Annotated in this window: 7 protein-coding genes and 2 riboswitches; of the genes, 5 read left to right on the top strand and 2 right to left on the bottom strand. The window is 42.8% G+C overall.

Features of this window, described 5'->3' with window-relative positions; all coding sequences use genetic code 11:
• Positions 1-93: 93 nt before the first annotated feature.
• The gene (locus BW961_RS20380; RefSeq protein WP_068591495.1) at positions 94-837 is read left to right on the top strand and encodes an IclR family transcriptional regulator; all 744 of its coding nucleotides are present in this window, start codon (positions 94-96) and stop codon (positions 835-837) included.
• 82 nt (positions 838-919) lie between these two features.
• Here the strand turns inward: BW961_RS20380 and BW961_RS20375 are convergent, their stop codons facing one another.
• Both BW961_RS20375 and BW961_RS20370 read right to left on the bottom strand, forming a co-directional pair.
• Positions 920-2,374 carry an amino acid permease gene (locus BW961_RS20375; RefSeq protein ID WP_068591497.1) on the bottom strand — a complete coding sequence of 485 codons (1,455 nt, stop codon included), beginning with the start codon at positions 2,372-2,374 and terminating at the stop codon, positions 920-922.
• 173 nt (positions 2,375-2,547) lie between these two features.
• Positions 2,548-2,751, bottom strand: a riboswitch (Lysine riboswitch).
• 91 nt (positions 2,752-2,842) lie between these two features.
• Positions 2,843-3,979, bottom strand: a complete 1,137-nt coding sequence (locus tag BW961_RS20370; protein ID WP_068591499.1) for a virulence factor — start codon at positions 3,977-3,979, stop codon at positions 2,843-2,845.
• Between the two features lie 361 nt (positions 3,980-4,340).
• A riboswitch (cyclic di-GMP riboswitch) is annotated at positions 4,341-4,434 on the top strand.
• Positions 4,435-4,656: 222 nt separating this feature from the next.
• On the opposite strand from BW961_RS20370, the gene ggt reads away from it, so the two are divergent.
• From ggt to BW961_RS20350, 4 genes are all read left to right on the top strand, one after another.
• Entirely contained in the window at positions 4,657-6,375 is a 1,719-nt protein-coding gene (gene ggt / locus BW961_RS20365) for a gamma-glutamyltransferase (protein WP_068591500.1), read from the top strand.
• Positions 6,376-6,550: 175 nt separating this feature from the next.
• A complete protein-coding gene (locus BW961_RS20360) occupies positions 6,551-8,596 on the top strand; it encodes a methyl-accepting chemotaxis protein (protein WP_082867679.1) in 2,046 nt (681 codons plus the stop codon).
• Positions 8,597-8,967: 371 nt separating this feature from the next.
• Positions 8,968-10,593: an ABC-F family ATP-binding cassette domain-containing protein gene (locus BW961_RS20355; RefSeq protein ID WP_068591502.1), complete on the top strand. Its 1,626-nt coding sequence runs from the start codon at positions 8,968-8,970 to the stop codon at positions 10,591-10,593.
• 199 nt (positions 10,594-10,792) lie between these two features.
• On the top strand, positions 10,793-11,755 hold the full coding sequence (locus BW961_RS20350) for an ABC transporter permease (protein ID WP_068591504.1): 963 nt from the start codon (positions 10,793-10,795) through the stop codon (positions 11,753-11,755).
• The last annotated feature ends 2 nt before the right edge of the window (positions 11,756-11,757 follow it).

Below are 11,757 nucleotides of genomic sequence, written 5' to 3'. Positions count from 1 at the left end.
GCTAATTGTAATATGTAGACTTTATTCGGGTTATTTCATATAATTATGTAACCATGTTTCACGTGATGAAACAACAAAGAGGGGCGATTCATCTTGGAAGATCGCAAATTAACGGTCCGTTCCGTAGAACGGGCACTTGATATATTACTGTGTTTCACTAGAAATGTTGATCTCGGATTGACGGAAATAGCAGTGCAGATAGGGCTCCATAAGAGTACGGTACATCGTCTGCTGTCTACGCTTGAAGAGCGAGGTTTTGTTATTCGGGATGCTGCAACAGAAAAGTATCATCTGGGAATGAAGATATGGGAACTATCTACTCATTTATCGAGAAACGATGACCCGGCTATCTTGTTGCTACCCGCAATGGAGAGTGTACGAGATCGATTAGGGGAAACGGTCAGTCTTTATTTACGTGAAGGAAATGAACGACTACGTATTCAGGCGGTGCAGAGTAACCAAGGAATTCGGCGCGTGGCTAAGGTTGGTGCAAGGCTTCCGTTATATGTAGGTGCATCAAGTAAAGTTCTTGTAGCGTTTGCATCATCTGAAGAGCAAGGGGAATTGCTAAATGATCCTGAATGGCCGGCTTTGATTGACCGTGGCAGTTACTTGGAACAGTTACACGAGATTCGTGAGTGTGGATATGCGATGAGCTTTGAGGAGAGGGAACCAGGAGCTGCGGCTATATCGGTACCTATTGCAAATCGTCATGGTGTCGTGACTGCGGCATTGTCGGTATCAGGCCCAGTTAATAGATTATCTATTGAGACGCTTCGTGGATATGTGCCTTATCTCTTGGAAGCAGCACATGATATGGGATTAATGCTTCCATAGCATGATATAAAAAGGTAAGGATCAGCTAACACTATTTTCCAGTGTTGGGCTGATCCTTACCTTTTTTTGTCTCGGCTTCAGGTTAATCGATAGTACTTAAATCACATTGTTCCAATGGAATGATTTTGGTCTTCTTCACAAAGCGATATCCGAACCATATCATCAAGAACAGAGGAATACTGATATAAGATACGACAATGCCATACCAATCAATAGAATCGCCGGTAAATGCTCCAAGGTTCTGGCCGAAAATAGCGATTAGACATAGGATGAAAGCGAAGATCGGACCGCTTGGGAAAAAGCGTGCTACGAAAGGGAGTTCCTTAAGAGAATGCCCTTGAGCTAGAAATGCACGTCGGAAACGATAGTGACAGACCGATATAGCTAACCAATTAATAAATCCACACATGCCAGATGCATTCAGTAGCCAGATGTAGACAATACCATCTCCAAAGAAGGAGGCAAGGAATGCAAGCATTCCAATGGAAGTTGTTAGGATCAGAGCATTAACTGGAATGCTACGTCGATTTAACTTACCTAAAAATTTCGGTGCTAGTCCGTTCTTAGCCATGGAATATAAGACACGGGTTGCTGCATACATACCTGAGTTTCCTGCGGAAAGGACTGAACTCAGGATAACAGCATTCATGACCGCTGCGGCAAAAGCAAGTCCAGCCTTCTCGAATAATAGCGTGAATGGGCTGACCCCAATGTTATTTAGATCACTGTTGAGTAGACTAGGATCTGTATAAGGGATAAGCATCCCAATAACAAAAATAGAGAAAACATAGAAAATAAGAATGCGCCAAAAAACTTGCCGAATAGCACGTGGCACATTTTTGCGAGGATTCTCGCTTTCACCCGCGGCAACACCAATCAGTTCGGTACCTTGAAATGAGAAACCTGCGGCCATAAATACCCCAACAAAGGCAAAGAATCCACCGTGGAATGAGGAGCCTCCTAGATTGAAATTCTTCAATCCAACGAATTCACCACCGATAACTCCGAAGATCATGAGTACGCCAAGGGTAAGAAAGACAATGACTGTAATAATCTTTATGATAGCGAACCAAAACTCTGATTCCCCAAAGCTTTTAGTAGATAAGAAATTTAATCCAAACATGATAAGTAGAAACAAGAGGCTCCATATAGCAGAAGGGCTATCAGGGAACCAAAACTTGATGATGACGGTGGCTGCAGCGAGTTCTGCAGCAATGGTGATCGCCCAGTTATACCAGAAATTCCAGCCCACAGCAAAACCAAATGCAGGACTAACAAATCTTGAAGCATACGTGCTAAATGAACCTGAGTCGGGAAGATAGGTAGCCAATTCACCAAGGCTATTCATAAGGAAATATACCATCAATCCTACCGCAGCGTAAGCTAGTAAGGCCCCGCCGGGACCAGAAGAGGAAATAGCACTCCCACTAGCAAGAAAAAGTCCTGTTCCTATAGATCCACCTAAAGCGATCATTGTCATATGTCGTGCTTTGAGACTGGGCTTCAGTGAACCTTCAGTCTCCTTGTGATTCTTCATTAATCATTACACTCCCTCTACAAAATAAATACTTGTCATGGAAGGGGAGGGAAACAGCAAAAAAGACCGCTGGAATGGATTCCGGCGGTCTTTTCAATAGATACCAAAACAAAGGTATGCCCGTATACAAAGAGCATAATGTCTTCTATTTATATGATCCGCACCCAACTTCCATGAAAGATAGCCCAACATAGTGTCCTTATTGAAGGACACTATGACAGTTCTGCCCCTATTCGGAAAACAGACCCAGCATACGTGGCTAATTGAAGCAGCCTATATACTTCGGCGAAAGGCGCCTTTCGATCTGTGAATGATACGGCGGCTTCTTACGCCTCTTCACAGTCTACTCATCGCAATTCGCGACCTCTACCTCACCTTAGTAGGATGAGGATATCTTTACTTGTTTATACTGAACAATGTCTAAGTATAATCAATTGTCATCGCAGGATCAAATGGATAAATATTGTATTACGAGCGTGTGCGCTTAGCCATCTGCTGCCATATGGTTCCGGCAGCTTCTTCGCCAGACTCGATCCGTTCAAGAGCCATTTTGGCTTGTAAGCTAACTTCGAATTCAGGATCTTCAGCCGCTTCCTCAAGAGCTTGGCGTGCATCCTCCGTACCGACTTCATAAAGAAAGCGAGCGGCCCGCCAACGAACAAGTTTACTGCTATCTTTCAAGGTTTCAGTCATAGCCTTCGTTGCATGAGCATCACCGATGTCTGATAACGTGTCGCCAGCTGTACGACGTACAGCAGCAGACTTATCTTGCAATGCAACATATAACAGTTCCATTGCTTCTGGTGATTTCAAATCTCCAAGGTAGATAATTGCGAGACGACGGATTTGCATTTTGGAATCATGAAGTGCTGTTCTAATGAAACGGATTCTTTCGGGTGTTGGGCTCATACCGTCAAATGCTGCATAGCGAATACGCCAATCGTTATTCTGTAGTGCTTCTTCAAGCTCTTGGTCACTTAGTTCCGTACGTTTCTCCATGAATTCTTCGTCGCTTGCACCATGTGCAATGGCCTGCTGAATGACTTTCTCGAGACGCTCGGGAGGATAGGCTGCTTCAAGTTCTTGCTCCACTTCGCGTGCAATGTCAGCAAGTTCCCCGTAACGAATACCATAATCAGAAAGCTTACGTTCCTTAATCATAGTAGCGATAGCAACAGCCGTTACAGCCTGCGTGAATCGTTCGGACAAAGCGATACGTTCTTCGCGCCCAGCGGCCTTCACACGAATTTGCATGGGGATACTGCGGAAATACTGAACAAGAACTTCAGCTTCGCCGTAATGTTCGCCTAACTCATTATCTACTTCTAACCATGTCGTTGTCATGCCATCTTGACCGAGTCGTTCCTGTACTTCGCCTAGGATGGTGGACCAATCTGCATTACCTTTACGTTCAAGAGCTGCAAAATCAGTGGTGTGGAACACACTTTTGACACCTGAAATATGGAGCATTTCCCGTATCCATACGGGTGCTGAACGTTCATTTTCCAGGGTGTACGTTTTACGTAACCCAGTCTCTATAGTTTCATCCAAATGGAGCTTCATTGTATTGGGGCTTGGTGTTGGTTCAATAAATGTGATCTTCATGATTATGATCAACCTCCTCTTCTACGTTATTTTACCTCATTTATAAGAAAACCAAAAATAAGGATTTTTTAGCTACTGAAAATCAATATAGAGTTTAAAAGGATAGCCAAGTGCATGAATGCTCGATTGTAGGAATTCATTTTATTGAAGGGAGGTCTATGATCTAAGTGTTAAAAGGCAAGAAAAAAAGCGTTATGGCTAGTATGATCATAGCCAGTATTCTACATATAAATATGGAAAATAAAACAAATAAAAAATAATGACATCGTTATATTTACTCGAATTTTGTCGACTATTGATGGAATTTGATGGATGGTATATAATCTATCTTTATGATTAAATGTTCATGAACAAATACAATTACAGAAAAGAGCACACTATTTCGAAAGAATAGGTCGCAAAGCTATAGGGGCTACCGCTTGTTTTTACGCAGGTTATGCCAGCCAGTTACCTGTCATCGCAACGCGAATAAATAAGATGACATTGGTGGATGAGTTTCACCTCATCCTGTAGAGAAACTTTCTTCTAACAAGGGAAGGGCTCTCTCGCTGCAATGTCATCTTTATTTTGCTTTTACAGTGGTGATTGTTACCTTCAAAGGGGGAAAAAGGTATTAAGGGTTAGGTTCTAATACATTACATAACCATCAAGAATATTTATTATTTAGGAGGAGAAACATGAGAATTAATTTGAAAAAGTGTACAACCCTGTTGCTGACGACAATGTTATGCTTCTCGACTTTATCGGCCACTGCAGGTGCGGCGGGTCGCCCCACAACAATGGCTCCAAACGGAATCGTTACAACGCCGCATTATCTGGCATCTGCGGCAGCATTGGAAGTTCTTGAAGATGGAGGTAATGCTGTAGACGCGGCAATCGCAGCGCAAGCAGCGCTCGCGGTTGTTTACCCCCACTATACAGGTTTGGGTGGAGACGCATTCTGGCTTATTTATAACGCAAAGACAAAAGAAGTAAAAGCATTAAATGCAAGTGGTCGCTCAGGTGAGAAGACTACGATTGATTTCTACAAACAAAAGGGTTTTGAGAAAATTCCTTCCCGCGGCTATTTGGCGGCAAACACAGTTCCAGGAACAGTGTCTGGTTGGGGAGAAGCTTACAAATACGCGAAAAAATCGATGGGTAATTCCATGGATCTGGACAACGTGCTTGAGCGTGCCATTCAATACGCTGAGAAAGGTTATCCGGTGACACCTAATCAAGAGTCATGGACGATAAGCGCCATCGACACAAAAGATAAAGAGTTGAAAAACTTGCAGCGTTTTGAAACGTTCCGCAAGACGTTCTTGAAGCCTAACGGTGAGCCTTACAAAGCGGGCGAAATGCTTGTGCAGAAAGACTTAGCGAATACGCTGAAGATCATTGCAAATAAAGGTACAGATGCATTCTACAAAGGAGACATCGGGAAGAAGATCGCAGCTGATATTCAAGCTAACGGTGGTTCCTTGACGTACAACGACTTTGCTAACCACAAAGCGGATTGGGTAAACCCTATTACCGTGGATTACCGTGGATACCAAGCTTACAATGTGCCGCCGAACTCTCAAGGTATGGCATCATTATCTATATTGAACATTTTAAACAACTTTGATCTGAAGAGCATGGGCGAAGGCACCGCTGACTACTACCATGTTATGGTTGAAGCGACGAAGCAAGCATTCGCGGACCGCGATAAATGGTTAACTGATCCGGATTTTGTTAAAATTCCAGTTGATCAATTGTTATCCAAAGAGCACGGTAAACAAATGGCTGACCGCATCGATATGAAAAAAGCCGCTAAGGCAGTTGAACCGCTTGATCCTAAGGGTGATACTGTATGGTTAGGTATCGTAGATAAGGATGGCAATGCCGTATCCGTCATTCAAAGTCATTACTTTGACTGGGGCGCAGGTGTTGTAGCAAAAGATACAGGGGTTCTGCTACAGAACCGCGGAAGTTTCTTCTCCTTGGACAAGAACAACATCAACCATTTGGAGCCCAAAAAGCGCACGTTCCATACACTGAACCCTGCGATGCTGTTGAAAGACGGCAAGCCGTATATGCTATATGGTACACAAGGTGGGGAGGGACAACCTCAGACGCAAGCAGCACTTGTAACACGCTTCGTAGATTTTGGCTTCAGTGTGCAGGATGCTATTGAAGCGCCAAGATGGCTGCATGGCCGTAACTGGGGAGATTCTGCTAATGACTTGAAGATGGAAGGACGTATCCCGCAATCCGTTATGGATGAGCTTATCCGTCGTGGTCATCCAGTGAAGAAGATTGACAATTACACGGACCAAGTGGGTCAATCCGGTATGGTCGTTATCGATCCGAAAACTAACGTGAAATTTGGTGGCGCTGACCCTCGTGGTGAAGGCGCGTCTATTGGGTATTAATTTTATAAAATAATGAAATCGACAACGAGGATAAAGTTCGGAAATTTCCGGACTTCCTTAGTTGTCTCCTCTAAAATATACGCATATGAGACATCATGACACCCATACACCCTCCGATAACACATGCCGTACAGCTTAATTAGAGATTTCAATGGATAAGGTGGAGGGATAATAAATGAGAGAACCTGTCGAACAAAGTTCGGCTTCCAAGGCTAAGGGTCTGATACGTAATCTTTTTACAGGCAAGTTAAAAAATAAGCTAATCGCTTGGTTTTTGGTCGTTTCGTTTATTCCTTTAATTTCAACTTCCTTGTACGTCTACTACACGGTTTCGACTAAATTGATTGAGAAACAAAATGATTCCTACGTTTCTCTCGTACAGAGTAAAGCCAACACGATGGATATGTTCTTACGGGAACGCATGTCTGAAATACAGCTGCTGGCAACAACGTCAGATATTCGTACGGACGATAACGGACAAAAGATGAAGTATATACAGTCGTTAAAAAAGACAACAGACAAGTACGACGGCAACACCTTTATTGGTGCGGACGGCCTTGTGAAAGCTGATACATTTGAAAAAAGTGTAGGTATTGACTTGGGGAGCCGTCCATTTTTCAAAAATGGACTGGAAGGAAAAGTAACGTACACGGATGTTATTCTAGCAAAGACGACGGGCCAACGCTCCATTATTATGGCCGCTCCTGTTAAAGATGCTGACGATCGTGTCAAGGGTGTTCTGACTGGACTCGTAAACTTTGAAGGATTTACGTCCGACATTTTAAAAGATTTGTACATTGATAATGGCGTTGGATATCCGATTGTCGTGGACAACCAAGGAAAAATTCAGCTTCATCCGAATAAAGATCTGATCGGCAAGACAGCCGAAGAAGCGAAGTTGACGAATGGCTTAGCTGCTATCTTATCTGGAGATAAAGCGAAATCTACTTCCTATGTTTATAATGAAGCAGGAAAAAATTATTCAGTTGCATACGCGCCTGTGCCAACGACAGGTTATAGCCTGTACCTGCACATTCCGGAAGACTCGATTACAGCAGCAGTTTCTTCCATTAAAACGAATGTGACGATAATTGTTCTCCTTGTAAGCTTAGTGGTTATCTTTATTGCGATCTTTATTGCACAACAAATTACGCGGCCAATTGTCGCGGTAGCATACGCAGCTGAACGTGTATCGAAGGGCGATCTAAGCCAAGAAGCGTTGCAAGTGAAAACGCATGATGAAGTTGGCAAGCTGACAGGAGCCGTCAATACGATGATTACGACTCTGCGCGGCTTCATTCTGCAAGTGAATCGAACGGCCCAAGACGTGGCTACGTCCGCAGAGGAGTTGTCTGCAAACGCAGAGCATACGAGTAAGGCAACCGAGCATATTGCGATGGCGATTCAAGATGTGGCGGACGGAACGGAGAAGCAACTGAAAAACGTTGAAGAGAGCGTAAACTCAATTCGAGAGGTAGCAGAGGGTGTACAGCAAATTGCAACTAACGCGCAAAGTGTAGCCAACTCTGCTTTGACAGCATCCGAAAGTGCCGATATCGGCAATCAGGCCATTCAAGTGGTTATGAATCAGATGCAATCTATTCACGTTACGGTAAACTCCATTAACGATACGATAAAGCGTCTAGGCCAACGATCTGCTGCAATTGATAATATCGTTAAGGTAATGTCTGATATTGCGGGGCAAACGAACTTACTCGCTCTTAATGCAGCGATCGAAGCGGCTCGAGCAGGCGAACATGGACGAGGATTTGCTGTAGTAGCCGGTGAAGTGCGGAAACTATCTGAGCAATCAGGAGAGTCAACCAAGCAAATTACTGAGCTAATTGAAGCGATTCAAAGTGAGACGACAGTAGCCATCGAATCTATGGAGAAAGGCACACGCGAAGTAGCCATAGGTATCGATGTTGTTAACCAAGCGGGCGCATCCTTTAATGAAATTATGCAATCAGTACTGCAAGTGACAACTCAAATCCAAGAGGTTACGGCTTACTCGATGCAAATGAATAAGAGCACCGATTACGCTGTCGAGCAAGTGAACTTTATTACGAATGTGGCGGAGAAATCGGCTGAGGGAACGCAAGATGTGTCTGCGGCGACCGAAGAACAGTTGGCTGCGATGGAGCAAGTCAGCTCTTCGGCACAGTCGTTGGCCAAGATGGCAGAAGATCTACAAATTTATTTACGGCAATTCAAAGTATAATTAAGGAAAAAAAGTGATCGGGTAACTAAAAAAGCAGCTCATTTCTTGTTAGAGGATGAGCTGCTTTTGCTGTAGTAATGAGTAAATTCTAATTCGTCATACAACATGTTGATTCGGCGGAGCCATTCAAGTATTCGTAGATCTTAACGCTGAGATAATGATCCCGCAAGAAAAGCGTTAAAATGGACTGAGACTAAAAGCGATTAGAGATAGCAGATAATCGTGTGCAAGTCCTAAGCTATGGACTGACTCAGAAGATACATCCGGAGGCAAGAAAGGGGAATTAACTCTAATTCCATGATTACACTTCGAAAAGGCGCTTCATTTATGGTATGATGGGGGAAGTTTAATTTGAAAGGAATGGATTTTTCATGATCAGTACAAGCGGCGTGACTCTGCGTTACGGAAAACGCGCACTTTTTGAAGATGCAACTATAAAATTCACACCAGGCAATTGTTACGGTCTTATTGGAGCGAACGGTGCAGGTAAATCAACATTTCTAAAGATTCTTTCTGGAGAGATTGAAGCGAACTCAGGTGAGGTTCATATGACTCCAGGGGAACGTATGGCAGTACTCAAGCAGAATCATTTTGAATTTGATGAGTTCAATGTACTTGAGGTTGTTATCATGGGCCATATTCGTCTGCACGAGATTATGAAAGAGAAGGATACGCTCTATGCTAAATCCGAATTCACAGAAGAAGACGGACTTCGTGCCGGTGAACTGGAAGGCGAATTTGCTGAGTTGAATGGTTGGGACGCTGAGCCGGATGCTGCAGCACTCTTGATTGGTCTAGGGATTCCTCGTGAACTTCATGATAAGAAGATGATTGAACTTAGCGGTAACGAAAAGGTTCGCGTGTTGTTGTCGCAAGCATTGTTCGGTCGTCCGAATAACTTGCTACTCGATGAACCTACCAACCATTTGGATCTTGAATCGATTGGCTGGTTAGAGAACTTCTTGATGGATTATGAAGGTACTGTTATCGTTGTATCCCATGACCGTCACTTCTTGAACAAAGTATGTACTCACATTGCGGATATCGATTTCGGTAAAATCCAAATGTACGTAGGTAACTACGACTTCTGGTACGAATCCAGCCAGCTTGCGTTGCGCTTGTCACGCGATTCCAACAAGAAGAAAGAAGAGAAAGTGAAAGAACTACAAGCGTTCATTCAACGTTTCTCTGCGAATGCTTCTAAATCTAAACAAGCAACTTCACGTAAGAAACAGTTAGAGAAAATTACATTGGATGATATTCGTCCATCAAGCCGTAAGTATCCATTCTTACACTTCAAACCGGAACGTGAAGCGGGCAAACAACTACTTACAGTTGATGGCTTAAGCAAAACAATTAATGGCGAAGTTGTGATTGATAATGTAAGTTTCGTGGTTAATAAAGGCGATAAGATTGCTCTTGTGGGACCAAATACACTACCTAAATCTACATTGTTCGATCTAGTGATGGGTGAGCAACCTGCAGATTCAGGTGAATATACATGGGGAATTACAACAACCCAAGCTTATTTCCCTATAGATAACTCCCGTTATTTCGATGGCATAGAGATGAACTTGGTAGATTGGCTTCGTCAGTATTCCCAAGACCAAGATGAAACGTTCCTACGTGGTTTCCTTGGACGCATGTTGTTTGCAGGGGAAGAAGCTTTGAAGAAAGCAAGCGTGCTTTCTGGTGGAGAGAAAGTTCGTTGTATGTTAGCTAAGATGATGCTTAATGGTGCCAATGTACTTGTATTCGATGAACCTACGAATCACTTGGATTTGGAATCCATTACAGCACTCAATAACGGACTTACTGACTTTGACGGTACGATCCTATTCACATCTCATGACCATCAGTTCATTCAGACCATTGCGAATCGGATTATTGAGATTACTCCGAACGGAATTATCGATCGCTCTATGAGTTATGATGAGTATTTGGAGAACGAAGAGGTTAAATCCTTACGTGAACAAATGTACCCTAAAGAAAAATAAGCTAAAAATAAGTTTTTAGCGTTAGAATGATGACCCGTAAGTGGTGCACTTTGAAAAAAAGTGAACCCTTACGGGTCATTTTTATGATAAATAAAAGTATGGTGTTGATTAGTATCACATTTAGTTGATCTGTCAGATAGTAAATGAAAGCGTTATTTCGTAAACTTAATGCAGTCGGAATAGCAGAGGGGGACACGACATGGCACAGCTTTCCGTGAAAACGGTGGAATCAAAGCCACCGCTAAAGCGGCCTACAAATGTATTTACAACCTTTATTAAACAAATCGATTTGCAGTTAATGGTGTTACCAGCACTAGCCCTTATTATTCTCTTCAGTTATGTTCCTATGTACGGGATCATGATTGCGTTCCAGGATTATAAAGTAGGCAGTAGCTTCTCTAGTAGTCCATGGGTTGGATTTAAGCACTTTGCTTATTTCTTTAATTCACCAGATTTCGCCTTAATTATGAAGAATACAATCATTATCAGTTTGCTTAAATTTTTGATTGGATTCCCGGCACCGATCATTCTAGCTTTGATGCTTAACGAAGTTCGTAGAATGAAATTCAAGAGAATTGTACAGACAGTTACATATTTGCCTCACTTTATGTCATGGGTCATTATCGGCGGACTTATTGGCTCGTTGCTCGCGACAGACAATGGTAGTATTAATATGCTACTGGAAAAAATGAATTTGATTGATGAACCGATTAACTTTCTATCGATGCCTGAATATTTCAGAACCATTCTAGTATCAACAAATGTTTGGAAGGAAATCGGATTTGGCTCCATTGTTTATTTAGCAGCCATCGCAGGAGTGGACCCTAGCTCATATGAAGCAGCTTCAATAGACGGAGCAAGTAGATTTAAACAAATGTACTTGATAACGCTTCCATCCATTATGCCAGTTGTTTCAATATTTATGATTCTGGCAATCGGAAACTTGTTGAGTGCTGGGTTTGAAGACATCCTAGTACTTGCGCCAAACCCTGCGCTTAGAGATGTATCAGATGTCATTGATACTTATGTCATACGAGTCGGGATTAACAATTACCGATATTCCTATGCTACTGCCGTCGGTCTATTCAAAGCTGTTATTAGTGTAGGTCTTCTCACAATCGCTAACTATGTAGCTAAGAAATCCGGCAACAGTCTATGGTAATT

The organism is Paenibacillus macquariensis (genome assembly GCF_900156375.1).
Lineage (GTDB): Bacteria > Bacillota > Bacilli > Paenibacillales > Paenibacillaceae > Paenibacillus_AQ > Paenibacillus_AQ macquariensis.
The sequence above is the reverse complement of the archived record's forward strand: the minus strand, read 5'-3'. Positions and strand labels throughout refer to the sequence as shown.

What these genes read in the sequence shown, in the direction of transcription:
- BW961_RS20355 (WP_068591502.1), top strand. Translation starts at nt 8,968, where the DNA reads ATGATCAGTACAAGCGGCGTGACTCTGCGTTACGGAAAACGCGCACTT.
- BW961_RS20360 (WP_082867679.1), top strand. Translation starts at nt 6,551, where the DNA reads ATGAGAGAACCTGTCGAACAAAGTTCGGCTTCCAAGGCTAAGGGTCTG.
- BW961_RS20375 (WP_068591497.1), bottom strand. Translation starts at nt 2,374, where the DNA reads ATGAAGAATCACAAGGAGACTGAAGGTTCACTGAAGCCCAGTCTCAAA.
- BW961_RS20370 (WP_068591499.1), bottom strand. Translation starts at nt 3,979, where the DNA reads ATGAAGATCACATTTATTGAACCAACACCAAGCCCCAATACAATGAAG.
- BW961_RS20350 (WP_068591504.1), top strand. Translation starts at nt 10,793, where the DNA reads ATGGCACAGCTTTCCGTGAAAACGGTGGAATCAAAGCCACCGCTAAAG.
- ggt (WP_068591500.1), top strand. Translation starts at nt 4,657, where the DNA reads ATGAGAATTAATTTGAAAAAGTGTACAACCCTGTTGCTGACGACAATG.